Origin of the sequence: Streptomyces griseorubiginosus (assembly GCF_036345115.1) — a bacterium.
GTDB lineage: Bacteria > Actinomycetota > Actinomycetes > Streptomycetales > Streptomycetaceae > Streptomyces > Streptomyces griseorubiginosus_C.
This window is the reverse complement of sequence record NZ_CP107766.1, coordinates 1492654-1516371: the sequence shown is the minus strand read 5'-3', so window position 1 is coordinate 1516371 and position 23718 is coordinate 1492654. Positions and strand designations below refer to the sequence as shown.

Annotated in this window: 23 protein-coding genes; 11 read left to right on the top strand and 12 right to left on the bottom strand. The window is 70.2% G+C overall.

All coding sequences use genetic code 11. The features are described from left to right. Positions 1-21: 21 nt before the first annotated feature. Both OHN19_RS07045 and OHN19_RS07040 read right to left on the bottom strand, forming a co-directional pair. Positions 22-1701 (bottom strand): carbohydrate binding domain-containing protein, encoded by a 1680-nt coding sequence (locus OHN19_RS07045; protein ID WP_330263318.1) that lies wholly within the window; start codon positions 1699-1701, stop codon positions 22-24. Positions 1702-1875: 174 nt separating this feature from the next. Continuing rightward, entirely contained in the window at positions 1876-3009 is a 1134-nt protein-coding gene (locus OHN19_RS07040; protein ID WP_330263317.1) for an ATP-grasp domain-containing protein, read from the bottom strand. A gap of 287 nt (positions 3010-3296) precedes the next feature. Between OHN19_RS07040 and OHN19_RS07035 the strand changes: the two genes are divergently transcribed. Both OHN19_RS07035 and OHN19_RS07030 read left to right on the top strand, forming a co-directional pair. After that, entirely contained in the window at positions 3297-4157 is an 861-nt protein-coding gene (locus OHN19_RS07035; RefSeq protein ID WP_330263316.1) for a metallophosphoesterase, read from the top strand. Continuing rightward, on the top strand, positions 4154-4834 hold the full coding sequence (locus OHN19_RS07030) for a 4'-phosphopantetheinyl transferase family protein (RefSeq protein ID WP_330263315.1): 681 nt from the start codon (positions 4154-4156) through the stop codon (positions 4832-4834). Before OHN19_RS07035 ends, OHN19_RS07030 begins: the two co-directional genes overlap by 4 nt. 26 nt (positions 4835-4860) lie before the next feature. Here the strand turns inward: OHN19_RS07030 and OHN19_RS07025 are convergent, their stop codons facing one another. Then, complete coding sequence (locus tag OHN19_RS07025) at positions 4861-5100, bottom strand: hypothetical protein (protein ID WP_330263314.1); 240 nt, start codon at positions 5098-5100, stop codon at positions 4861-4863. A gap of 244 nt (positions 5101-5344) precedes the next feature. Here OHN19_RS07025 and OHN19_RS07020 point away from each other — a divergent pair, with 244 nt between their 5' ends. After that, the gene (locus OHN19_RS07020; protein WP_330263313.1) at positions 5345-6367 is read left to right on the top strand and encodes an alpha/beta fold hydrolase; all 1023 of its coding nucleotides are present in this window, start codon (positions 5345-5347) and stop codon (positions 6365-6367) included. A 10-nt stretch (positions 6368-6377) separates the two neighbouring features. Here OHN19_RS07020 and OHN19_RS07015 read toward each other — a convergent pair whose 3' ends face one another. Further along, positions 6378-6908 carry a toxin-antitoxin system, toxin component gene (locus OHN19_RS07015; protein WP_330269543.1) on the bottom strand — a complete coding sequence of 177 codons (531 nt, stop codon included), beginning with the start codon at positions 6906-6908 and terminating at the stop codon, positions 6378-6380. A gap of 32 nt (positions 6909-6940) precedes the next feature. Beyond that, positions 6941-7597: a helix-turn-helix transcriptional regulator gene (locus OHN19_RS07010; protein WP_330263312.1), complete on the bottom strand. Its 657-nt coding sequence runs from the start codon at positions 7595-7597 to the stop codon at positions 6941-6943. 224 nt (positions 7598-7821) lie between these two features. Between OHN19_RS07010 and OHN19_RS07005 the strand changes: the two genes are divergently transcribed. From OHN19_RS07005 to OHN19_RS06975, 7 genes are all read left to right on the top strand, one after another. Further along, positions 7822-8472 (top strand): hypothetical protein, encoded by a 651-nt coding sequence (locus OHN19_RS07005; RefSeq protein WP_330263311.1) that lies wholly within the window; start codon positions 7822-7824, stop codon positions 8470-8472. A gap of 136 nt (positions 8473-8608) precedes the next feature. Then, positions 8609-9604, top strand: a complete 996-nt coding sequence (locus OHN19_RS07000) for a LacI family DNA-binding transcriptional regulator (protein WP_330263310.1) — start codon at positions 8609-8611, stop codon at positions 9602-9604. 110 nt (positions 9605-9714) lie between these two features. After that, the gene (locus tag OHN19_RS06995; protein ID WP_330263309.1) at positions 9715-11061 is read left to right on the top strand and encodes a sugar ABC transporter substrate-binding protein; all 1347 of its coding nucleotides are present in this window, start codon (positions 9715-9717) and stop codon (positions 11059-11061) included. A gap of 5 nt (positions 11062-11066) precedes the next feature. Then, complete coding sequence (locus OHN19_RS06990) at positions 11067-12020, top strand: sugar ABC transporter permease (RefSeq protein ID WP_330263308.1); 954 nt, start codon at positions 11067-11069, stop codon at positions 12018-12020. Then, a complete protein-coding gene (locus OHN19_RS06985) occupies positions 12017-12877 on the top strand; it encodes a carbohydrate ABC transporter permease (RefSeq protein WP_330263307.1) in 861 nt (286 codons plus the stop codon). Before OHN19_RS06990 ends, OHN19_RS06985 begins: the two co-directional genes overlap by 4 nt. A gap of 27 nt (positions 12878-12904) precedes the next feature. Then, positions 12905-14491, top strand: a complete 1587-nt coding sequence (locus OHN19_RS06980; RefSeq protein ID WP_330263306.1) for a glycoside hydrolase family 13 protein — start codon at positions 12905-12907, stop codon at positions 14489-14491. A 54-nt stretch (positions 14492-14545) separates the two neighbouring features. After that, the gene (locus OHN19_RS06975; protein ID WP_330263305.1) at positions 14546-16687 is read left to right on the top strand and encodes a discoidin domain-containing protein; all 2142 of its coding nucleotides are present in this window, start codon (positions 14546-14548) and stop codon (positions 16685-16687) included. Here OHN19_RS06975 and OHN19_RS06970 read toward each other — a convergent pair. The 7 genes from OHN19_RS06970 to OHN19_RS06940 all read right to left on the bottom strand — a co-directional run bounded on the left by OHN19_RS06970 (position 16656) and on the right by OHN19_RS06940 (position 22359). After that, positions 16656-17471 carry an ABC transporter ATP-binding protein gene (locus OHN19_RS06970; RefSeq protein WP_330263304.1) on the bottom strand — a complete coding sequence of 272 codons (816 nt, stop codon included), beginning with the start codon at positions 17469-17471 and terminating at the stop codon, positions 16656-16658. The two genes, OHN19_RS06975 and OHN19_RS06970, sit on opposite strands and share 32 nt — an antisense overlap. 26 nt (positions 17472-17497) lie before the next feature. Then, a complete protein-coding gene (locus tag OHN19_RS06965; RefSeq protein ID WP_330263303.1) occupies positions 17498-18277 on the bottom strand; it encodes an ABC transporter permease in 780 nt (259 codons plus the stop codon). Further along, positions 18274-19047, bottom strand: coding sequence for an ABC transporter permease (locus OHN19_RS06960; protein WP_330263302.1), 774 nt, complete (start codon positions 19045-19047; stop codon positions 18274-18276). The genes OHN19_RS06965 and OHN19_RS06960 overlap by 4 nt, the downstream gene beginning before the upstream one ends. Beyond that, a complete protein-coding gene (locus OHN19_RS06955; protein ID WP_330263301.1) occupies positions 19044-20015 on the bottom strand; it encodes an ABC transporter substrate-binding protein in 972 nt (323 codons plus the stop codon). The genes OHN19_RS06960 and OHN19_RS06955 overlap by 4 nt, the downstream gene beginning before the upstream one ends. Positions 20016-20181: 166 nt before the next feature. Then, a complete protein-coding gene (locus OHN19_RS06950; RefSeq protein ID WP_330263300.1) occupies positions 20182-21120 on the bottom strand; it encodes a PDR/VanB family oxidoreductase in 939 nt (312 codons plus the stop codon). After that, complete coding sequence (locus tag OHN19_RS06945; protein ID WP_185093134.1) at positions 21113-21289, bottom strand: hypothetical protein; 177 nt, start codon at positions 21287-21289, stop codon at positions 21113-21115. Before OHN19_RS06945 ends, OHN19_RS06950 begins: the two co-directional genes overlap by 8 nt. Further along, positions 21286-22359: an aromatic ring-hydroxylating dioxygenase subunit alpha gene (locus tag OHN19_RS06940; protein ID WP_330263299.1), complete on the bottom strand. Its 1074-nt coding sequence runs from the start codon at positions 22357-22359 to the stop codon at positions 21286-21288. Before OHN19_RS06940 ends, OHN19_RS06945 begins: the two co-directional genes overlap by 4 nt. Before the next feature lie 290 nt (positions 22360-22649). On the opposite strand from OHN19_RS06940, the gene OHN19_RS06935 reads away from it, so the two are divergent. Next, positions 22650-23684, top strand: a complete 1035-nt coding sequence (locus OHN19_RS06935; RefSeq protein ID WP_330263298.1) for a chitinase — start codon at positions 22650-22652, stop codon at positions 23682-23684. Positions 23685-23718 lie beyond the last annotated feature (34 nt).

The window sequence follows — 23718 nt, the reverse complement described above, 5'->3', positions numbered from 1 at the left end:
GTCCGGCAGGCACCTTCCTGTTCAGCCGGTGAAGCCGGCCGTGATCGAGGTGAACTGCCAGTTGCTCTGGCTGATCCCGGAGCAGTTGCTGACGACTCCACCGCCCGGGCAGGGCCGGTCGCGGTTGACCGACCAGAACGCGAGCCGTGCGATGTGGTGGGAGTTGGCCCAGTCACGGATCTGGGTCCAGATCGCCGGGGTCGTGTTCTCCTGCTGGTCGGAGAGGCCGTTCATGCCGGAGATGCCGATGTGGGAGTACGCGGTGGCGTCGTCCCAGCCGAAGGTCGACTTCAGCTTGGCCTTCAGCCCCTCCGTGGCGTTCACGGTGTTCCCGTACATGTCGGAGCCGCCGCCGAAGTCGAACGGCATGATCGTGAAGACGTCGATGTTCGCGCCGAGCGACTGCGCCTGCTCGATGAGCCGGTTGCCGTAGTAGGTCGGCCCGGTGGTCGAGGTGCCGAAGGTGACGATGGTCTTCAGGCCCGGGTTGTTGGCCTTCACCGTCTTCAGGGCGGTGAGGATCCGCGCCTGTACGGCCTCGTTCTCGAACTCGTCGGTGTTCTCGATGTCCATGTCGATCGCCTTGAGCGAGTAGGCGTCGATCACCTTCTGGAGGGCCGCCGCGAGCGCGCTCGCCGAGGAGCAGTTGGCGCCGAGCTTGCTGCCCTGCCAGCCGCCGAACGACGGCACGATGTCACCGCCGGCCGCGCGGATCTGGTTGATGGCGGTCTGGTCGACGCCGCCGGTCAGCGGCCGGGTGCTGTCCCAGGCGGGGTTGCAGCCACCGGAGTCCAGCATGAACGCCATCGTGAACCACTTGACGCCGGTCGCGCTCATCACGGTCGCCGGGTTCGGCGGATCGCCCCAGCCCTCGTACAGGTAGGGCGCGGCCTGCTTGAAGCCGGTGCCGCCACCGGTGCCCGCGTCCGTGGTCACGCTCACGGAGTTGGAGGCGCCGGAGACGTTGCCGGCGGCGTCGCGTGCCTTGACGGTGAAGGTGTACGCCGTGCTGGGCGAGAGCCCGCTCACCGTGGCGGACGTTCCGGAGACGGTCAGGACGTTGTTGGCGCCGCTGTAGACGTCGTACGCCGTCACCCCCACGTTGTCCGTCGAGGCGTTCCACTTCAGCGACACGCTGGAGGAGGTCTTGCCGGTGGAGGTCAGCCCGGTCGGCGCGCTCGGCGCCTGGGTGTCCGAACCGCCGCCACCGCCCGGGCCGTCGAGGCTCACGTCATCGGCATAGTAGCTGCCCTGGGCGTACCAGCCGTGGACGTAGAGGGTGGCGCTGGTCTGCGCGGCACCGGTGGTGAAGCTCGTGGTGAGCTGGGCGTACGCCGACGGCGAGGTCGTCCAGGTGGAGGGGCCGCCGTTCACCCCCAGATACACGTACGAGCCGCGCACCCAGCCGCTGAGCTTGTACGTGGTGTTCGGCTGCACGGCGACGGTCTGGCTGCACTGCGCGTTGTCGCTCGAACTCACCGCGCCCTGAAGGGCCTTGGAGCCCCCGTGCACGGGAGAGGAGACGACGGAACCGAGGTTGCCGGTGCAGGTCCAGGGGGAGAGGGAGCCCGACTCGAAGCCGGGATTGCCCAGGATGTTGGCCGCCTGGGCCGTACCCGGAAGAGCGACGGCTCCACCGAACGCGAGGCCGACGGCACCGAGGAACGCGAGAACTCTGGAACGTCTGAGTGGGTTGCGCACGCGATCTCCCTGAAGAAATGGGGGTGTTCGGGAGTGCAGAGAGGAGCAGGGGGTGCGCAACCAAGTTGGTATGGACCAATGACCCTGTCAAGACGACGGACAGGAACTGGAACCTACGCAGGGGCGCGGGGAACTGCGCGACCAGCCACAATCCACCCGCGCCCGGCAGACAACCTAAAGCGGCAGTACCTGTCCCGCGACCTCAATGGCAACAGGCTCCGCAGCCGCCGGCGCCGGCACAGCGGGCAACAGCTCGGACACCTCACCCCGCTGGGCCGGAATCGACACCGGCCGCAACTGCCGCGGCCCCGACACCACCGTGTAGTCCTGCCCCAGGAACGGCGGCTCGATCACCCCGGTCTCCTCCCCGAGCGCCAACTGCACAGCGGCCCACGGCACGTTGACCCCGCACAGGGACAGCTGGTGCAGCCCCCCGGCGGGCCGCGTGTTGACATCCATCAGCACCGGACGGTCACCGAACATCCGGAACTGGATGTTGGACAGGTAGTGCAGCCCGAACCCCTCGGCGATCAGCCGCGCCGGCTCCAGCCACTGCTCGTGCTGCGTGAACCCGCGCCGGCGCCCGTTCTTCGTGCGGCCGATCGCCAGCCGCACCCGGTTGTCGGTGCCGGTGAGCGTGTCCACCGACACCTCCGGCTGCTCAAGACGCGGCATGACCAGCCAGTCCACCGGATCGTCGGCCTGCTGAAGCGCCTCGACGACCATGTCGAGCGACACGTACGGGCTGGGGAAGCCGTTGAGCTGCGCGAGCGAGAAGGGGGCGCGCGTGATGACCCGGAAGCCCACCCCGCCCGCGCCGGACGCCGGCTTGAAGCACGCCTTGTGCCCGTCCGCCTCCAGCTGCTCCACAGCCGTGACCAGCTCGTCCGCGGTCCGCACCCGCCACCACGGCGGCACCGGGACGCCGATCGCCTGGACCGCCTCGTAGGCGACGACCTTGTCGTGGAAGACGGCCACGCCCTCCGGCGGCGGCGCCAGCAGCGCCGTACCGACCGCGGCGAAGTCGGCCCGGTGGGCCACGATCGCCGCCTGGTGCAGCCGGGGCACGAACACGTCGATACCGCGCCGCTGGCACTGGTCGAGGGCGAACTCGACGTAGGCGGCGGGGGACAGGCCCTCCGGCTCCAGCTCGGCGGTGTCCGCGGCGGCCAGCACGGGCGAGTCGGGGTCGCCGTGCGTCGCGTGGATCTCGACGGCGCGATCGCTGGGATTTCGCCGCAACTGATCCATGAAGAACACGTTCTCCGCGTACGTGCGGTTGAGCCAGACGCGTACGCGAGAGAGCATGCAGGCCGCCTTTCGGGCATTTTCGGGCAGGGCGAAGCGGGCCCGTGCCCGGGCAGGGTGAATGGAGGGACACCAAACCGCCCCTTGCGAAGGGAAGTTCCATGCGGTGGTGTTGGGGCGATCATACGGCTTTCCAGGGGTCCCGCGTGCAACGCCCGTGTTACGGATTCCCCGATCATGAACGCGCCCATGAACCCGATCATGGAGCCGCCTCGGGCGATCCACTCTTGTACCGGCAAACCAAATGTGTTGTCGTGGTCCCACTCGGGTGCTCGGAGGGGGCGAAAGTGACGTCAACGGCCGGTGCCGCGGCACAGCTTCTGGCCATCAGCGACCTGCACATCGGCTACCCCGAGAACCGCGCCCTCGTCGAAGCGCTGCGCCCCGGGACCGACGAGGACTGGCTCCTGGTGGCCGGTGACGTCGCGGAGACCGTCGCCGACGTCCGCTGGGCCCTGGAAACCCTTTCCGGCCGCTTCCGCAAGGTCGTCTGGGCGCCCGGCAACCACGAACTGTGGACCCACCCGAAGGACACCGTCACCCTGCGCGGGGTCGCCCGCTACGAGCACCTCGTCGCGATGTGCCGGGACCTGGGCGTCCTCACCCCCGAGGACCCCTACCCCGTCTGGGACGGCCCCGGCGGGCCGGTCGCCGTCGCCCCGCTGTTCCTGCTGTACGACTACTCGTTCCTGCCGGCCGGCTGCACCACCAAGGAACAGGGCCTGGAGTACGCGAAGGGCACCGGCATCGTCTGCAACGACGAGTTCCTGCTGCACCCCGACCCCTACCCGACCCGCGAGGCCTGGTGCCGGGCCAGGGTCGCCGAGACCGAGCGCCGGCTCGACGCCCTCCCCGACGACCTGCCCACCGTCCTCGTCAACCACTACCCGCTCGACCGGCACCCCACGGACGTCCTGTGGTACCCCGAGTTCGCCATGTGGTGCGGCACCACGCTGACCGCCGACTGGCACCGCCGCTTCCGCGTCGAGACGATGGTCTACGGCCATCTGCACATCCCCCGCACCACTTGGCACGAGGGGGTCCGCTTCGAGGAGGTGTCGGTGGGCTACCCACGGGAGTGGCGCAAGCGGCCGGAGCCGCCGGGCCGGCCGCGCCGGATCGTGCCCGGGGAGGTCGGCGCACGATGATCGGGGAACTCCTGCCGGACTCGGTGGTCGCCGTCGAGGCGTACGGCGCCGACGAGCCGGAGAACGCCTGGCTGTACCCCGAGGAGGCCGAGCTGATCGCTCTCGCCGTCCCCAAGCGGCGCCGGGAGTTCGCCCAGGTGCGCGCCTGCGCCCGGCGCGCCATGGAGAAACTCGGTGTGCCGGCGCAGCCGCTCCTGCCCGGCGAACGCGGTGCTCCCCAATGGCCGGCCGGACTCACCGGCAGCATGACCCACTGCGACGGCTACCGCGCCGCGGCCCTGGTCCGGTCTGCCGACCTGGCCTCCCTCGGCATCGACGCCGAACCGCACGGGCCGCTCCCGGAGGGCGTGCTGGAGAGCGTCTCCCTGCCGGGCGAGCGGGTCCGGCTGAGCGAGCTCGCCGGCACGCACCCCGCCGTCCACTGGGACCGGCTGCTGTTCAGCGCCAAGGAGTCCGTCTACAAGGCGTGGTTCCCCCTGACCGGCAAGTGGCTGGACTTCTCCGGGGCGGACATCGCGATCCACGTCGACCCGGGCAAGGCCCTCGGCGGCACTCTGCGGGCCGAACTCCTCGTGCCCGGCCCGCTGGTGGGCGGTGTGCGCCGCGGCGTCCTCGAGGGCCGCTGGACGATCCGGGACGGGCTCGTCGCGACCTCGATGACGGTGCCGCACGCCTGAGCGCGCGGCACGCCCCCCGGCACCCCCTATGGCTCCGGCGGGCACCAGCTCCGCAGCAGCCGGAAGAAACCCTCCTCGTTGCCCGCGAGGCCCGCGTCGGCCAGGGCCTGTTCGGCCTCGGCGAGGACCGCCGGCGGGACCACCGGTGGCCGGGCGGTGTCGGGCGGACCCGACGCGGTGTCGAAAGCGGCTCGGACCGTGTGCAGCAGCCGCAGATACGCCTGGACGGCGGTGCGCTCACGGTCGGTCAGTACGGCGGTGGGCATCGGCGGCTCTCCCCAAGTCGGCGTCGGTCGCGCCCCCGGCCGGGGCACGTCGGTCGCACCCCGCACGGGTGTGCATCTCCAGCTTGCCGTCCACCACTGACAATCCGGCTTCCGCGCCCTCGTGTTCGCCCGCTTAGCGGAGGCGAAACCTCCTCGAAACCACCCTGGGGAAACCGGTCCTACGCTGGGAGGAAGGGCTTTCGGCCGCCTTGCCGCGGCCGGAGGACGAGGAGGAGGTGAGCGCGTGGTCGAGAACCCGCGCGGGCGACCTGCGCGCGCCGTCCGGCTGCGCCCGGTGGACGACGCCGAACTGGAGCTGCGGTACCGCGTGGTGCACGGGTACCGCCGGGCCTACCGCATGGCAGGCGAGGGCCCGGCGCTGGTGCTCGTGCACGGCATCGGGGACTCCTCCAGGACCTGGGCCGACCTGATCCCCGACCTCGCGCGCACCCACACCGTGATCGCCCCCGACCTGCTCGGTCACGGCGAATCCGACAAGCCGCGCGCCGACTACTCGGTGGCCGCGTACGCCAACGGCGTGCGGGATCTGCTCACCACCCTCGGCATCGAGTCGGCCACCCTGGTCGGGCACTCGCTGGGCGGGGGAGTGGCGATGCAGTTCGCCTACCAGTTCCCCGAGCGCACCGAGCGGCTCGTCCTGGTCGGCGCGGGCGGTGTGGGCCGCGAGGTCAACCCCGTGCTGCGGCTGGTGTCGCTGCCCGGTGCCCACCTCGTGCTGTCCGCGCTGCGGCTGCCCGGCATGCGGCTCCAAGTGGGCCTCGCCGTTCGCCTGATGAAGCTCCTCGACACCGACCTCGGCCAGGACGCCCCGGACCTCCTGAACCTCGTCGACGCGCTCCCCGACGAGACCTCCCGCAACGCCTTCGTCCGCACGCTGCGCGCGGTCGTCGACTGGCGCGGCCAGGTCGTCACCATGCTCGACCGCTGCTACCTCACCGAGGGCATGCCGACCATGCTGCTGTGGGGCGACCGCGACAGCGTGGTGCCCGTGCGGCACGCCTTCGGCGCGCACGAGGCGATGCCCGGCAGCCGGCTGGAGATCTTCGAGGGCGCGGGCCACTTCCCGTTCCACACCGATCCCGCCCGGTTCGTCTCGCTGATCGAGGAGTTCACCGCCACGACGGCCCCGGCGCACTGGAGCCGGGACCGCTGGCGGGACCTGCTGCGCGAGGGGCGGCCGGACGGCACGCGTGCGCGTGCCGTGGAGCGGGACCTGAGGGAGGCGAGTGAACGCAGCGCCACCTGAGGGGCGCTGCTCAGCCCTGCGGTCCGCGGTACCCGAGCGACGCCTCGATGCGCCCGGCCAGATGGTCCCGCTGCGCCGGCCCCCGCAGCGCCGAACCGGCCAGCAGGGTGCGGCACTTGCTGGCCAGCAGCAGACCGAAGCTCTCCGCGTCCCGCTCGTCGGCGAGCTCGAAGCGGCTGCGCGCGGCGACCTTGCGGACCGTGGCCTGGAGGTCGGCGTCGTCGTGGAGGAGGCGGGCGGCGACCGCGGCGCCCTCGACGTGGTGGGAGCAGTGGCCGGCGTTCATGTGCCACAGCTCGTGGCCGAGGATCACCAACTGGTGGTCGGGCGCGGTGCGTTCCTCGATCACGACGAGGTCCTGGTCGGCCATGTCGAGCCACAGTCCGCTCGCGGTGCCGGGCGGGAAGGGTGCCGTACGGAAGTGGACCGGGCGGCCCCGGCGTCTGCTCATCGCCTCGCACAGGGCGCCGTACAGGACCTCGGGCCGGGCCGGCGCGGTCAGCTCCAGCTCCGCCACCAACTCGCCGCTGAGGCGGCGCATGTGCTTACCGATGCCCACAGTTGTCTCCCGGATCAGGACTCGGGTCGCTTGACGCTCTCCAGGAGCATGTCCAGCCACTCGGCGACCTTGTCACGGTGCTGGTCGGTGGGCAGCTGCGCGGCCCGCCAGGCGATCCCGCGGACGCCGTGGTCCTGGAGCAGCCGCTCCAACGGGTCGTGGGCGGCCGCCGCGGCCTCCCGCTCCCGGTCGGCGAGCTTGTGCAGCAGCTCCTGCTCGGTGTGCTGGAGGGCGCCCGCGAGCGCCTCGGGGTCCTCGGCCGTGAGGAAGCCCGCGTGCACCCGGAAGAAGCGCTGGATGGCGTCGCAGTGCTCCATGGTGGGACGGCGGTCGCCGTTGATGAGGGCGCCCGCCTGCTGCCGGGACATGCCCGCCCCGTCGGCGATCTCCTGCTGGGTGTACTTGCGGCCGCCCGGCTTGAGCCGGGTGCGGCGCAGCAGGTCGAGCCGCTGGAGGAACCGCGCCTGGACGTCGGGTTCACCCGCCGGGCGTCCGCTCAGCAGGGCCTTGACCACGGGTTCGGGGACGCCGGAGGCGACGGACAGCCGGCCGGTGTCGAAGACCTGCGCGTGCGGCACGCCGAGCCGGTCGGCGAGTGCGGTGACGCGGGCGACGACGGCCGTCAGTACGACCGTTGCCGCGTCGTCCGGGCTCTCGAAGCCATCCGACACCGACAGATCTCCTACGTCTCTCACCCGACTTCTCACAGGCGGTCGCCGTGAACTTCCCGGAGAGTAGCCCCTTGTTCGAACTCACATCCAGGTCTCGCCACAACTGTGGCCAATTTCAGCCGTCAACCGCCATGGAATGCCACGATAGTTGACACGCCTCGCTCCGGGGAAGCAGGATCAAGGCGCCGCGTGAAGGCCGCATAGGCAAGAGGGGTGACCTCCCGATGGCATATCAGGCAGGTGGGCAGCCGTCGGAACTGCGGCCCGTCCCCGCGGGACTCGAAGCCCAGGCGTACCTTCAGGACTACGCCACGCTCCTGGAAGCCGTCCCCTTCCCGTCCGTCGTCGTCGACCACCGCTGGGACGTCGTCCTCGCCAACACCGCTTTCGCGTCACTTTTCCGTGCCGTGGGCCCGCATCCGACCGCCATGCCGGGCGACAACTTCCTCCGCTTCGTCCTCTTCCACCCCGATGCGAGCAGCGTCCTCGGCGAGCACGAGTCGCGCTGGTGCCTGCCGATGCTCGCGCACTTCGCGGCCGCGGTGGAGCGGCACGGTCATGATCACGGCCTCCAGGCGATCCGCCGGGACATTGCCCAGGACCCGATCATGGAGGCCGCCTACCGGCACGGCCTGCCGCACTGGATCCGCGCGGTCGGCGAGCAGGCCGTGGAGCACGACGGCTCGGTACGTCCCCTGGTGCATCCGGACCCGCGCTGGGGCGCCACCGACTGCCGGGTCGTCGACGAGACCCCGCGCACCCTGCGCGACCTCGGCTACACCAGACTGACCCTGGTGCTCCGCCCGGCCACCGCCCGGCGCCGTCAGCGGCGCACCGCGAACCACCTCACGGTGGTACCCACCCCCGAGGCCTGACGGGCACCGTCGGCGTTCAGGTCGTCGACGGCGCCTCGTCAGTAATCGTCCGCCCCGTGGAGCCCATGGCGTTCCACGGGGCCGGCCCGGCGTCTCTACGCAAGCAGCTTGCATTTCTTGCGCTATTCTTGCGCGCATGACGCGACGACTTGCCGAGGTGGCGCAGAAGGTCGGGGTCAGTGAGGCCACGGTCAGCCGGGTGCTCAACGGCAAGCCGGGGGTGTCCGAGGGCACCCGGCAGGCCGTGCTGTCCGCGCTGGACGTGCTCGGCTACGAGAGGCCCACCCAGCTGCGGGGGGAGCGGGCGCGGCTGGTGGGGCTGGTGCTGCCCGAGCTCCAGAACCCGATCTTCCCGGCGTTCGCCGAGGTCATCGGTGGGTCGCTGGCCCAGCTCGGGCTGACGCCGGTGCTGTGCACCCAGACCAAGGGCGGGGTCTCCGAGGCCGACTACGTGGACCTGCTGCTGCAACAGCAGGTCTCCGGAGTGGTGTTCGCCGGCGGGCTCTACGCCCAGGCGGACGCGCCCCACGACCACTACCGGCGGCTCGCCGAGCGCAACATCCCGGTGGTGCTGGTCAACGCGGCCATCGACGACCTCGGCTTCCCGGCCGTCTCCTGCGACGACGCGGTCGCCGTCGAACAGGCCTGGCGGCACCTGGCCTCCCTCGGTCACGAGCGGATCGGGCTGGTGCTCGGGCCCGCGGACCACGTGCCGTCGGCGCGCAAGCTGAGCGCCGCCCGGCAGCTGGGCGACCTGCCCGAGGAGCGGGTCGCGCGGGCCATGTTCTCCATCGAGGGCGGCCACGCGGCGGCCTCCCGGCTGATCGACCGCGGAGTCACCGGGTTCATCTGCGCCAGCGACCCCCTCGCGCTCGGCGTCGTCCGGGCCGCCCGCCGCAAGGGCCTCGACGTGCCGGGGCAGGTGTCGGTGGTCGGTTACGACGACTCCGCCCTCATGAACTGCACCGAGCCCCCGCTGACCACCGTCCGCCAGCCCATCGAGGCCATGGGGCGCGCGGCCGTGGAACTGCTGAACGCGCAGGTGGCAGGTGCCGCCGTAGCCGCCGACGAGCTGCTCTTCGAACCCGAACTCGTGGTCCGGGGGTCCACCGCGCAAGCGCCGCGCGGCTGAGATCCAACCGACTGTCGAATAATTACAGATTCTGCGCGACATCTTGCGGACCGATGTCGGCGGTGCTTGAGTGTGCGGCGCCCACCGCTCCTGCCACGAGGGGTCCACCGATGAGAAGCACCGGGTACCGCCGCACCTTCGCCGCGCTCACTGTCTGCTCCCTTGCCCTCGCCGCCTCCGCCTGTGGATCGGGCGACGACTCGGCGAGCGGCAAGACCCGCATCACGGTCAACTGCATGCCGCCCAAGAGCGCCAAGGTCGACCGCCGGTTCTTCGAGCAGGACATCGAGTCCTTCGAGAAGCAGAACCCGGACATCGACGTCGTCGCACACGACGCGTTCCCCTGCCAGGACCCCAAGACCTTCGACGCCAAGCTCGCCGGCGGGCAGATGGAGGACGTCTTCTACACGTACTTCACCGACGCCCGGCACGTCGTCGACATCAACCAGGCCGCCGACCTCACCCCGTACCTCAAGGAGTTGAAGAGCTACGGCACCCTCCAGCGGCAACTCCGCGACATCTACACGGTCGACGGGAAGATCTACGGCATCCCCCGCACCGGCTACTCGATGGGACTGATCTACAACAAGAAGCTCTTCGAGAAGGCCGGCCTCGACCCCGAGCAACCCCCGGCCACCTGGGCGGAGTTGCGCGAGGACGCCAAGAGGATCGCCGCACTCGGCGACGGCACCGTCGGGTACGCCGACTACAGCGCCCAGAACCAAGGGGGCTGGCACTTCACCGCCGAGCTGTACTCCCAGGGCGGCGACGTCGTCAGCGCCGACGGGAAGAAGGCCACCGTCGACACCCCCGAGGGCCGGGCCGTCCTCCAGAACCTGCACGACATGCGCTGGACCGACGACTCGATGGGCAGCAAGCAGCTCCTCGTCATCAACGACGTCCAGCAGCTGATGGGTTCGGGCAAGCTCGGCATGTACCTCTCCGCCCCCGACAACATCCCGATCCTGGTCAAGGAGAAGGGCGGAAACTACAAGGACCTCGCCCTCGCCCCGATGCCCGGCGGCAAGGGCACGCTCATCGGCGGCGACGGCTACATGGTCAACAAGAAGGCGAGCCCCGACCAGATCAGGGCCGCTCTCAAGTGGCTCGACCACATGTTCCTCACCCCCGGATCAGGCTTCCTCGGCGACTACGCCCGCGCCAAGAAGGCCGACGCCCCGGTCGGCCTGCCCGAACCGCGCCTGTTCACCGGCGCCGCCGACACCAAGGACCAGCAGGTCAAGAAGGCCAACGCCAATGTGCCGGTGGAGAACTACCAGGCCTTCCTCGACGGCAACCAGAACCTGGACATGAAGATCGAGCCGCCGCACGCCCAGCAGATCTACTCCGTCCTCGACGGTGCCGTCTCCGCCGTCCTCACCAAGAAGGACGCCGACATCGACCAGCTCCTGAAGGACGCCTCGACGAAGATCGACGGCATCCTGGCCAGGGGCTGACCGGCATGACGAAGACGGCCGAGCGGCTCGCGGAAGTCGCCGTCCACCCGGTGCAGGCGCCGCCTCCCGCAGGGGACGGGAGGCGGCGCCGCCTCACCGATCAGGCCCGCGCCTACGGCTTCCTCCTCGGCGGCCTGGTCTGCTTCGCCCTGTTCTCCTGGTACCCGGCGATCCGCGCCGTCGTGATCGCCTTCCAGAAGTACACGCCCGGCTCCGACCCCGAATGGGTCGGCACCGCCAACTTCACCCGCGTCTGGCACGACCCCGAGTTCACCGCCGCCTGGCGCAACACCCTCACCTTCACGCTGCTGGCCCTGCTCATCGGCTTCGCGATCCCGTTCGTCATGGCACTCGTCCTCAACGAACTACGGCACGCCAAGGCGTTCTTCCGGGTCGTGGTCTACCTCCCGGTGATGATCCCGCCGGTGGTCAGCGCGCTGCTGTGGAAGTGGTTCTACGACCCGGGAGCCGGCCTCGCCAACGAGGCGCTGCGCTTCCTCCACCTGCCCACCTCGAACTGGTCCAACGGCGCCGACACCGCGCTGGTCTCCCTCGTCATCGTGGCGACCTGGGCCAACATGGGCGGCACCGTCCTGATCTACCTGGCCGCGCTCCAGTCCATCCCCGGTGAGCTGTACGAGGCCGCCGAACTGGACGGCGCGAACCTCCTCCAGCGCATCCGCCATGTGACGATCCCTCAGACCCGGTTCGTCATCCTCATGCTGATGCTCCTTCAGATCATCGCCACCATGCAGGTCTTCACCGAACCGTTCGTGATCACCGGCGGCGGACCGGAGAACGCCACGGTCACCGTCCTCTACCTGATCTACAAATACGCCTTCCTCTACAACGACTTCGGCGGCGCCTGCGCGCTGAGCGTCATGCTCCTGCTGCTCCTGGGCGCCTTCTCCGCCGTGTACCTGCGCCTCACCCGTTCCGGAGAGGGGGACGCGGCATGAGCACCCGCACGCTGGTCTCCCCGGCGGCGCTCGCCCGCCCGCGCGGCAAGGCGGCCTACTGGACCGTCTTCACCACGGTCGTCGCCCTCTTCGCGCTCGCCTTCCTCTTCCCCGTGTACTGGATGGTCACCGGCGCGATGAAGTCACCGGACGAGGTGACCCGCACTCCACCCACCCTCCTCCCCGAGCAGTGGCACCTCGGCGGCTACACCGACGCCTGGGACCTGATGCAGCTCCCGCAGCACCTGTGGAACACCGTGGTCCAGGCCGCCGGCGCCTGGGCGTTCCAGCTGGTCCTGTGCACGGCGGCCGCCTACGCCCTGTCCCGGCTGAACCCCGCCTTCGGCAAGGTGATCCTCGGCGGGATCCTCGCCACGCTCATGGTCCCGGCCCAGGCCCTGGTCGTACCCAAGTACCTGACCGTGGCCGACCTGGGCCTGCTCAACGACCCGCTCGCCATCTGGCTGCCGGCCGTCGCCAACGCCTTCAACCTGTATCTGCTCAAGCGGTTCTTCGACCAGATCCCGCGCGACGTGCTGGAGGCCGCCGAGATGGACGGGGCCGGGAAGCTGCGCGTCCTGTGGTCGATCGTGCTGCCCATGTCCAGGCCGGTCCTCGGAGTGGTGTCGATCTTCGCGCTGGTCGCCGTGTGGCAGGACTTCCTCTGGCCGCTGATGGTCTTCTCCGACACCGACAAACAGCCCATCGGCGTGGCACTCGTCCAGCTGTCGCAGAACATCCAGCTCACCGTGCTCATCGCCGCGATGGTGATCGCCAGCATCCCGATGGTCGCCCTCTTCCTCGTCTTCCAGCGGCACATCGTCGCCGGGATCAGCGCGGGCAGCACGAAGGGCTGACCTCCTCCCCGCAGAAAGGCAGGCTCCGTGGCACAGCAGGACTGGTGGCGCTCCGCCGTCATCTACCAGGTCTACGTCCGCAGCTTCGCCGACGGCGACGGGGACGGCACCGGCGACCTCGCCGGGGTCCGCGCCAGGCTGCCGTACCTCGCCGAACTCGGTGTGGACGCCCTGTGGTTCAACCCCTGGTACCTCTCACCGATGAAGGACGGAGGCTACGACGTCGCCGACTACCGCGCGATCGACCCGGCCTTCGGGACCCTCGCGGAGGCGGAGAAACTCGTCGCGGAGGCACGGGAGTCGGGCATCCGCACGATCGTCGACATCGTGCCCAACCACGTCTCCGACCAACACCCCTGGTTCCAGGCGGCCTTGAAGGCGGGCCCCGGCAGCCCCGAACGCGAGCTGTTCCACTTCCGGCCCGGACGCGGTGAGCACGGCGAACTCCCGCCCAACGACTGGCCGTCCCAGTTCGTCGGCTCCACCGAGCCCGTGTGGACCCGGCTGCCCGACGGCGACTGGTACCTGCACCTGTTCACCCCGGAGCAGCCCGACCTCAACTGGGCCCACCCGGCGGTCCGCCAGGAGCACGAGGACATCCTGCGCTTCTGGTTCGAGCGGGGCGTGGCGGGCGTCCGCATCGACTCCGCCGCCCTGCTCGCCAAGGACCCCGAGCTGCCCGACCTCGCCACCGACCCCCACCCGCACCCCTTCGTCGACCGCGACGAACTCCACGACATCTACCGCTCCTGGCGGGCCGTCGCCGACGAGTACGACGGCGTCTTCGTCGGTGAGGTCTGGCTCCCCGACACCGAGCGCTTCGCCCGCTACCTGCGCCCCGACGAGCTGCACACCGCGTTCAACTTCTCCTTCCTGTCCTGCCCCTGGGACGCCGAGCGACTGCGCGCCTCGATCGACACGACCCTCGCCGAGCACGCCCCGGTCGGCGCCCCCGCCACCTGGGTCCTGTGCAACCACGACGTCACGCGCACGGTGACCCGCTACGGCCGCACCGACACCGGCTTCGACTTCGCGACCAAAGCCTTCGGCACCCCGAGCGACCTCACCCTCGGCACCCGGCGCGCCCGCGCGGCGGCCCTGCTCTCGCTCGCGCTGCCCGGCGCCGTCTACGTCTACCAGGGCGAGGAGCTGGGCCTGCCCGAGGCGGACATCCCCCGCGACCGCATCGAGGACCCGATGCACTTCCGCTCCGGAGGCACCGACCCGGGGCGGGACGGCTGCCGGGTGCCGCTGCCGTGGACGGCCAAGGCGCCCCACGCGGGATTCGGACCGCACGAGGAGCCCTGGCTGCCGCAGCCGGCCGGCTGGGCGTCGTACGCGGTGGACCGGCAGGCCGTGGATCCGGGGTCGATGCTCAGTCTGTACCGCGAGGCGATCAGGGCCCGACCGGTCCTCGGGGACGGCCCGCTCACCTGGCTGCCCGCCCCCGAAGGCGTCCTCGCCTTCGCCCGGGCCGGTGGCGTCCTGTGCGCGGTGAACCTCGCCGAGACCCCCGCGGACCTGCCCGTACACAGCGAACTGATCCTCGCCAGCGGCCCCCTGGACCCCGCGGGCCGACTCCCGAAGGACACCGCGGTCTGGCTGCGGAGCTGAGACCGCAGCACCCCCACACGAAGGGATCAGCACATGCACAGATCTGTCAGGAGCATGTCAGCAGCGCTCACGGTGGCCCTCACCACCGGCCTCCTTACCGCCACCGCCCCCACCGCCCATGCGGCCGCCGGCGCCACCCTCCCCTTCACCTCCGTCGAGGCCGAGTCCGCCACCACCAGCGGCACCAGGATCGGCCCGGACCACACACAGGGCACGCTCGCCTCCGAGGCGTCGGGCCGGCAGGCCGTACGGCTCACCGGCGGTCAGCGCGTCGAGTTCACCGTGCCCCGCGCGGCCAACGCCGTGAACCTCGCCTACAGCGTCCCCGACGGCCAGTCGGGCACGCTGAACGTCTACGTCAACGGCACCAGGCTCGCCAGAACGCTTCCGGTGACCTCCAAGTACTCCTATATCGACACCAGTTGGATCCCGGGCGCCAGGACGCACCACTTCTTCGACAACGCCCGCCTCCTGCTCGGCCAGAACGTCCAGGCGGGCGACAAGGTCGCCTTCGAGTCGACGGGCACCCAGGTCACCGCCGACGTGGCCGACTTCGAGCAGGTCGCGGGAGCCGCGGGCCAGCCCGCCGGATCCGTGTCCGTGACCTCAAAAGGCGCCGACCCCACCGGCAACGGCGACTCCACCCAGGCCTTCCGGGACGCCATCTCCGCAGCTCAAGGGGGAGTGGTGTGGATCCCGCCCGGCGACTACCGGCTGACGTCCTCCCTGAGCGGGGTCCAGAACGTCACCCTCCAGGGCGCCGGCAGCTGGCACTCGGTCGTGCACACCTCCCGCTTCATCGACCAGTCCGGCTCCGCCGGAGGCGTCCGCATCAAGGACTTCGCGGTCATCGGCGAGGTCACCGAGCGCGTCGACTCCAACCCGGACAACTTCGTCAACGGCTCGCTCGGCCCCGGTAGTTCGGTCTCCGGGATGTGGCTCCAGCACCTCAAGGTCGGTCTCTGGCTGACGGGCAACAACGACAACCTCGTCGTCGAGAACAACCGCTTCCTCGACATGACGGCCGACGGCCTCAACCTCAACGGCAACGCCCGCGGAGTCCGGGTGCGCCACAACTTCCTGCGCAACCAAGGCGACGACGCGCTCGCCATGTGGTCCCTGTACGCGCCCGACACGAACAGCAGCTTCGAGAACAACACCATCACCCAGCCGAACCTGGCCAACGGCATCGCGATCTACGGCGGCACCGACATCGCGGTCAGGAACAACCTGGTCTCCGACACCAACGCCCTCGGCAGCGGCATCGCGATCTCCAACCAGAAGTTCCTCGACCCCTTCTTCCCCCTCGCCGGCACCATCACCGTCGACGGCAACACCCTCGTCCGCACCGGCGCGATGAACCCCAACTGGAACCATCCGATGGGCGCGCTCAGGGTCGACTCGTACGACAGCGCCATCAACGCCACCGTGAACATCACCAACACGACGATCACCGACAGCCCGTACAGCGCCTTCGAGTTCGTCTCCGGCGGCGGACAGGGCTACCCGGTCCGCAACGTCACCGTGGACGGGGCGACCGTCCGCAACACCGGGACGGTCGTCGTGCAGGCGGAGGCCCAGGGCGCCGCCACCTTCCGCAACGTCACAGCCACTTCGGTGGGGGCCGCGGGCGTCTACAACTGCCCCTACCCCTCGAACTCCGGCACCTTCGCCCTCACCGACGGCGGCGGCAACTCCGGCTGGAACACCACCTGGTCGGACTGCTCGACCTGGCCGCAACCGGGGCAGGGCAACCCCGACCCGGACCCGAACCGCAACCTCGCCAAGGGCCGTCCGGCCACCGCGACCGGCTCCCAGGACGTCTACACGCCGGGCAAGGCCGTGGACGGTGACGCGAACAGCTACTGGGAGTCGGCCAACAACGCCTTCCCGCAGTCGTGGACCGTGGACCTCGGCGCGAGCGAGGCCGTACGGCGTCTCGTGCTGAAGCTGCCCCCGTCCCCGGCGTGGGGTGCGCGCACCCAGACCGTCACCGTGCTCGGCAGCACCGACGGCGCCACCTACTCCACGGTCGTCGGCGCACAGGGCTACCGCTTCGACCCGGCGACCGGCAACACGGCCACCGTCTCCCTGCCCGCCGGCACCAGCCTCAGGTACCTCCGCCTCTCCGTCAGCGCCAACACCGGCTGGCCAGCGGGGCAGTTCAGTGAAGTGGAGGCGTACTCGACTTCGTGACCACGGCGTCCTGCACGGTCCCGCGTTTCGCCGCCTGGATCTGCTCGTACACATGGGTGCGCAGTTCGGCGAAGCGCGGGGCCACACGGGTGTGCAACTGGTCCCGCTCGTCGGGCAGATCGACCTTGAGCTGCTCCTGCACGACCGTGGGGGAGGCCGAGAGCACGATGACCCGTTCGCCCAGGTAGACCGCCTCGTCGATGTCGTGGGTGACGAACAGGATCGTGATGCCGCGCTCACGCCACAGCCGTCGTACGAGATCCTCCAGGTCGGCCCGGGTCTGGGCGTCCACCGCGGCGAACGGCTCGTCCATCAGCAGGACTTCCGGCTCGTACGCCAGGGCTCGGGCGATGGCGACCCGCTGCTGCATACCGCCGGAGAGCTGCCACGGGTAGGCGCCGGCGGCGTCCGAGAGGCCGACCGACTCCAGCGCGTCGGTGACCAGTTCACGCCTGCGCGCCTTGCTGAGGTTCTTCTGTTTCAGGGGGAGTTCGACATTCTCGGCGACCCGCATCCACGGGAACAGGCTGCGCCCGTACTCCTGGAAGACGAACGCCATCCCGGGCGGGGGGCCGCTCACCTTCCGTCCGCCCAGGTGGACTTCGCCGTCCGTCGGAGTGAGCAGACCGCCCATGCACTTCAGCAGGGTCGTCTTGCCGCAGCCCGACGGGCCGACGAGACACACGAGTTCACCCGCCTCGACGGTGAAGGTGAGGTCGCGGACCGCCTCCACCCGGCGCCCTGACCCCTCGTAGACCTTCTTCAGGCCACGTACGTCCAGCATGGACCGCCCTTTCGCGTTCGGGTGACTCACGGGGACCGCCGGGCCGAGGCGCGCAGGCCGTGGTACCAGGCGAGGACCCGCCGCTCGACCAGGTGGAAGACGACGGAGAGGAGATAGCCGAGCAGACCGAGGACGATGATCCCGGTCCACATGTCGGGGACCGCGAAACTGCGCTGGAACTGGACGATGGTGAAGCCGATGCCGCTGCTGGCCGCGAACATCTCGCTGATGACCATCAGGATGATGCCGATCGACAGGGCCTGCCGCAGCCCCGCGAAGATCTGCGGACTCGCCGAGCGCAGCACCAGGTGGCGCAGGCGCGAGGGCCCGGAGATGCCGTAGGAGCGGGCGGTCTCCAGCATCACCGGGTCGACCGCGCGGACGCCCTCGACCGTGTTGAGCAGGATCGGCCAGACGCAGCCGCTCGCGATGACCGTGACCTTCATGGTGTCGCCGATGCCCGCGAACAGCATGATGACCGGGATCAGCACGGGCGGCGGGATCGCCCGCAGGAACTCCAGGACGGGTTCGCACACCGCCCGCACCCGCCGGTAGGAGCCGATGACGGTGCCGACCGCCACCCCGACCACGGCGGCCAGCGCGTAACCGGCCGAGAGCCGCCAGATGCTGGGCAGCACGTCGTCGCGCAGCCGTTCACCGGTCCACACGTCCGGGAAGGTCTCGAGGATCGTGCGCAGCGGCGGCCAGAAGACGTCGGTGCTGTCGGCGGAGGCCAGCCACCAGCCCGCCACCAGCAGGGCGGGCAGGGCGAGCACGAAGAGAAGCTGAAGGGCGAGCCGTTTCACACCGCCACCTCCCCGCGCACCGACTGGTGCCAGGCCAGCGCCCGTCGCTCCACGGTACGCGCGCCGACGTTGATGAGCAGCCCCAGCAGACCGGTCACCACGATCAGCGCGTACATCTCCGGCACCGCCTGCGAGTTCTGCGCGACCGCGATCCGCGCGCCCAACCCCGGTGCCCCGATGACGAGTTCACCGGTGATGGCGAGGATCAGCGCGACGGCCGCGGCCAGCCGGACGCCGGTGAAGACGTACGGCAGCGCGGTCGGCCACAGCACGTGCCGGATCCGCGCCCAGGTGCCTAGACCGTACGACCGCGCGGTCTCGTCGGCGACGGGGTCGACGTCCTGGACGCCGTAGAGCGTCTGGATGAGGACCTGCCAGAAGCTCGCGTACACGACGAGCAGCAGCACCGAGCGCAGTTCGCTGCCGTACAACAGCACGGCCAGCGGGATGAGGGCGACCGAGGGGATCGGGCGCAGGAACTCGATCGTCGAGGCGGTCGCCTCGCGCAGGTACGGCACGACCGCGACGAGCACACCGACGACGATGCCCGCCGACGCGGCGATGGCCAGGCCGAGCGCCCAGCCGGTGAGGGTGTCGCCGAGGGCCGTCCAGAAGGCGCCGTCGGAGAGTTCGTCGGCGAGGGCCCGGACGATCCGGCTGGTCGGCGGGAAGTACTCCTCCTTGACCAGACCGAGCCGGGGCACCGCCTCGCCCAGGGCGAGGAAGACCGCGAGCCCGGCGGCGCCCAGCGCCGCGTTCTGGAGTCTCACGGAAGCAGCGCGTCGACGTCGGGGGTCTTCTTGAAGAACCCGTCCTCCTCGCCCAGCTTGGCGAGTGCCTCGATGGACTCCTTGTTCGGCTCCGCCGGCCACTTCGGCAGGGTGACCTGCGCCAGGACGGACGCCGGGATCTTGGTGTACGTCGTGATGATCCGGCGGGCCTCGTCCGGGTGGGCGTCGGCGTAGGCGAGGGACTCGGCGGTGGCCTCCTGGAACCTCTTCACCACGTCGGCGTTCTGCTGCTGGTACCGCGTCGAGGTGAAGTACATGGCCACCGTGGTGTTCGCGGCCACGTCCACCATCGGGGAGGCGATCACCCGGCCGCCCTGGCCCTTGATGGTGGCGAGTGCGGGCTCGACCGCGCAGGCCGCGTCGACCTGGCCGCCGTCGAGCGCGGCCGGCATCTGGTCGAAGGCCAGCTCCACGAACTTCACCTTGTCCGGGTCGCCGCCGTCCTTGCGGACCGACTCGCGCACCGCCGACTCGTTGATGTTCTTGAGGGTGTTGATGGCGACCTTCTTGCCCTCCAGGTCCTTCGCGGACGTGATCGCGCTGTCCTTCTTCACCGCGATGCCCGCGAAGTCCTTGCCGGCCACGCCTGTCGATGCGATGCCGTTCGAAACCGCCTTGATCGGCACGCCGTTGGTCTGGGCGAGGAGCAGGGAGGTGACGTTGGAGAAGCCGAACTGGAACTGCCCGCTGGCGACTCCGGGCACGATGGCCGCGCCGCCGGACGCCGTGGAGATCTCGAGCTTCAGCCCGTGTTTGTCGTAGAAGCCCTTCTTCTGGCCGAGATAGATCGGTGCGACATCGACGATCGGAATGAGCCCGAGCTTGACAGTGGTGGTGCCCCCGGACGACGGTCCCGAGCCCGAGGCCCCCGAGTCACCGGACGAACCACAGGCCGACGCGGTGACCAGTAACGCTCCGGCCGCGAGGGTGACGAGCAGACGACGCATGGCTCCTCCTGTGCAGACTTCGTTGTTCCGACAGGCTGTGCGCGCGGATCCGCACAGTGGTGCTCAGCGCGAAAGGTAGGTGGCTCGTGGGTACTTGGTCAACACCTTTGGCTGACAATATTGTTGACAGTCACTCGGTGTCGCCTCCGGGTCAACTCGTCGACTGCTACAGGTCCAGCACGAGCCTCTTCCCCCGGCACCGGGACACACAGATCATCATGGTCTCCCCGGCCTCCCGCTCCTCGTCCGTGAGCACCGAGTCCCGGTGGTCCGGGGTGCCTTCGAGGACGTCGGTCTCGCAGGTGCCGCAGGTCCCCTCGGTGCAGGAGAACAGCACCTCCACACCGGAGGCGCGCACCGCGTCCAGCACGGAGACGTCCGGGGCGACGGTGACCGTCGTGCCGGTCTGCGCCAGCTCGACCTCGAACTGCGTGTTCTCGCCCTCCGGTTGCTCCTTCGGCGCGAACCGCTCCACGTGCAGCAGTCCGGCCGGGCAGCGCGCCTCCACCGCGTCGAGGAGCGCGCCGGGGCCGCAGCAGTAGACCAGCGTGCCCCCGGGGACGCCGTCGAGCACCGACGGCAGGTCCAACAGGCCGGTCTCGTCCTGGGGGGCGATGGTCACGCGGTCGCCGTAGCGGCTCAACTCCTCGGTGAACGCCATGGATTCACGCGTCCGCCCGCCGTAGAGCAGCGTCCACTCGGCGCCCTCGGCCTCCGCCGCGGCGAGCATGGGGAGGATCGGGGTGATGCCGATGCCGCCCGCGATGAACCGGTAGCGCGGTGCGGGCCGCAGGGCGAAGTGGTTGCGCGGACCGCGCACCCTGACCTTGTCGCCCTGCCCCAACTGCTCGTGCACATGGGCCGATCCGCCGCGCCCCGCGGGCTCGCGCAGCACGGCGATCCGCCAGCCGGTGCGGTCGGCGGGGTCGCCGCACAGGGAGTACTGGCGCTCCAGGCCCGGCCCGAGCACCACGTCGATGTGGGCACCGGGCTCCCAGGCCGGGAGCTGCTCGCCCAGCGGGTGGCGCAGGGTGAGGGCCAGCACGCCGTCGGCGGCCGACTCGCGGCGGGCGACGACGAGTTCGGCTTCGTACGCGTCACTCATGAACGGATCCCTCGGGCTCGTGTCCTTGCGGATGGGCGAGCATCCACTCCCACATCTCGATCGGGTCCTGCGAGGTGTGCTCGCGGCCGCAGTGACAGGTGCCGTGCAGGGTGTCGGTGCCCGGCAGCCAGTCGATGCGGTAGATCTCCCCGGTGGGTCCGGCACTCACAGGACCTTCTCCACGGGCTTGTCGCCCTCCTCGACCAGACGGGCGAGGATGCGGCGGGCGGCGAGGCCACCGGTGTCGATGTTGATGCTGAGCTCCTGGTAGCCGGCCCGCTCGGTGCCGAGCGTCTTCTGGAGCAGGTTGAGCGCGTCCACGTCCTGCATCACGACCGTGTGGTTGTTGCCCCGCAGGAACTCGGTGACCTCGGCGTCCTCGGTGGCCCAGTCGCGGGAGACCATCCAGAAGTCGTAGACGTGACCGTCGCTCGACGGCGTGATGGCGTACGTGATCTCGGTGTGGAAGCCGTTCGGGTCGCTGCCGTCGGCCTCGGGGAGCACACCGACCGGGGCGATACGGCTGTGCAGCAGGTACAGGCAGGGCGCGTGGTACTCGATGTCCTGCCAGCGGGTGATGCGGCCCTCGATGCCGGTGGACCTGGCGTAGAAGGGCGGGCACTCGGCGTCGTCCATGTGCCTGCTCACCCGGACGATGCCGGCGCCCTCGTCGACCTCCGTGGTGATCGGCGTCTCGGCGACCTCGGGGGTGCCGATGTAGCCGCCGTGCAGATAGGTCTCGTGGGAGAGGTCGAGGAGGTTGTCGACCAGCAGTCCGTAGTCGGCGTCGATGGGCTCCATGCCGCGCACGGTGACCCAGCCGGGGGAGTCGAGGTGGCGGGCGCGCGGGATGGTGTCCGCGTCGGCGAGGGCCGGGTCGCCGATCCACACCCAGACCAGGGAGTCGAGTTCGACCACGGGGTAGGAGGCGACGCGCGCGGTGCGCGGCACGCGCTTCTGCCCCGGCACGTACACACAGGTGCCCGAGGTGTCGTACGTGAACCCGTGGTAGCCGCACACGAGTTTGTCGCCGTCGAGCCGGCTGGGCTTCTCGTGCAGCGGGAACCGGCGGTGCACACAGCGGTCGGCGAGCGCGACGGGCGTGCCGTCCTCCTCGGTCCGGTAGAAGACGAGCGGTTCACCGAGGATGGTCCGTCCGAGCAGCTCCTCGCGACCGACCTCGTGGCTGTAGGCGGCGACGTACCACTGGTTCCTGGCGAAGGCGGTCATGTGCGGCATCGTTGCGGCTCCCGTCTGTCGTGGTAGTGGCATCGTCTTGGCGGCCGCCGGGGGACGGCAACACCGCTTCCGTCACACGGAAGAACCAGGGCGGGCAAGGGCGGACCGCGGGGTCGGAAAGGGCTCGGCAAGCTAACTGTAAAGAACCTTGACAGTTAGCTGGTCTAGTCCAATTATGGGCACGGTTCGCCCCGCGGTTCTGTCATCCCGCAGTTCCCGCGTGCCCTTTCCCCCTGGGAGCGTCAGTGAGACGACCTGGTCATTTCCGCGTGTTGCTGTCCTGTCTGAGCGTGAGCGCCCTGTCCGCCGGGCTCGTCGGACTCGGGGGAGGGAGCGCGCTCGCGGCGCCCTCGTCCCCCTCGCTCACGGCCTTCGGCAAGCCCCTGCCGGCCCAGGTGGCCGCGCCCTACTTCGAGTCCTGGACCGGCGAGAGCCCGGCCGACCTCGCCGCCGCCTCCGGCAACAAGTACCTCACCCTGGCCTTCCTCCAGACGGCCGCGCCCGGTTCCTGCACCGCCTACTGGAACGGCGACAGCACGCAGCCGATCTCGAAGGCGACCTTCGGCCGGGACATCGCCACCCTCCAGGCCCGCGGCGGCAACGTCATCCCCTCCTTCGGCGGCTGGTCCGCGGACACCACCGGCACCGAACTGGCCGACAGCTGCACCGACGTCGACGCCATCGCCGACGTGTTCAAGAGCCTCGTCACGACGTACGGCATCACCCGCATCGACCTCGACGTCGAGGGCGACTCGATCAACAACACCGCCGGGATCGACCGCCGTAACAAGGCGATCGCCAAGGTGCAGCGCTGGGCCGAGCGCACCGGCCGCACCGTGCAGTTCTCCTACACCCTGCCGACCTCCACACACGGCCTGGAGGCCAACGGGCTCGCCGTGCTCCAGAACGCCGTCGCGAACCACGCGCGCGTGGACGTCGTCAACCTCATGACCTTCGACTACTACGACGGCGCCACGCACGACATGGCGGCCGACACGGAGACGGCCGCCGAGGGCCTGCACGCCCAACTGGCCGCGCTCCACCCGGACAAGAGCTCCGCGAAGCTGTGGAGCACGATCGGGATCATCGAGATGCCCGGCATCGACGACTACGGCCCCGAGGAGACCTTCACCGTCGGGAACGCGGCCACGGTCGAGGAGTGGGCCGAGGCCAAGAGGATCAACACGCTCTCCTTCTGGGCCCTCCAGCGCGACAACGGCGGCTGCCCGGGCACCGGCGGCTCCGACTCCTGCTCGGGCATCGCCCAGGACACCTGGGCCTTCAGCCACACCTTCGAGAAGTTCACGAGCGGCCGGCACCAGTAGCGGCACACCCGCCGGACACCACGGGAAGGCGAGG

Coding starts and splice junctions, on each gene's coding strand:
- OHN19_RS07040 (WP_330263317.1), bottom strand. CDS start 3,009: ATGCTCTCTCGCGTACGCGTCTGGCTCAACCGCACGTACGCGGAGAAC.
- OHN19_RS07030 (WP_330263315.1), top strand. CDS start 4,154: ATGATCGGGGAACTCCTGCCGGACTCGGTGGTCGCCGTCGAGGCGTAC.
- OHN19_RS07025 (WP_330263314.1), bottom strand. CDS start 5,100: ATGCCCACCGCCGTACTGACCGACCGTGAGCGCACCGCCGTCCAGGCG.
- OHN19_RS07015 (WP_330269543.1), bottom strand. CDS start 6,908: ATGCGCCGCCTCAGCGGCGAGTTGGTGGCGGAGCTGGAGCTGACCGCG.
- OHN19_RS07005 (WP_330263311.1), top strand. CDS start 7,822: ATGGCATATCAGGCAGGTGGGCAGCCGTCGGAACTGCGGCCCGTCCCC.
- OHN19_RS07000 (WP_330263310.1), top strand. CDS start 8,609: ATGACGCGACGACTTGCCGAGGTGGCGCAGAAGGTCGGGGTCAGTGAG.
- OHN19_RS06995 (WP_330263309.1), top strand. CDS start 9,715: ATGAGAAGCACCGGGTACCGCCGCACCTTCGCCGCGCTCACTGTCTGC.
- OHN19_RS06990 (WP_330263308.1), top strand. CDS start 11,067: ATGACGAAGACGGCCGAGCGGCTCGCGGAAGTCGCCGTCCACCCGGTG.
- OHN19_RS06985 (WP_330263307.1), top strand. CDS start 12,017: ATGAGCACCCGCACGCTGGTCTCCCCGGCGGCGCTCGCCCGCCCGCGC.
- OHN19_RS06975 (WP_330263305.1), top strand. CDS start 14,546: ATGTCAGCAGCGCTCACGGTGGCCCTCACCACCGGCCTCCTTACCGCC.
- OHN19_RS06970 (WP_330263304.1), bottom strand. CDS start 17,471: ATGCTGGACGTACGTGGCCTGAAGAAGGTCTACGAGGGGTCAGGGCGC.
- OHN19_RS06955 (WP_330263301.1), bottom strand. CDS start 20,015: ATGCGTCGTCTGCTCGTCACCCTCGCGGCCGGAGCGTTACTGGTCACC.
- OHN19_RS06950 (WP_330263300.1), bottom strand. CDS start 21,120: ATGAGTGACGCGTACGAAGCCGAACTCGTCGTCGCCCGCCGCGAGTCG.
- OHN19_RS06940 (WP_330263299.1), bottom strand. CDS start 22,359: ATGCCGCACATGACCGCCTTCGCCAGGAACCAGTGGTACGTCGCCGCC.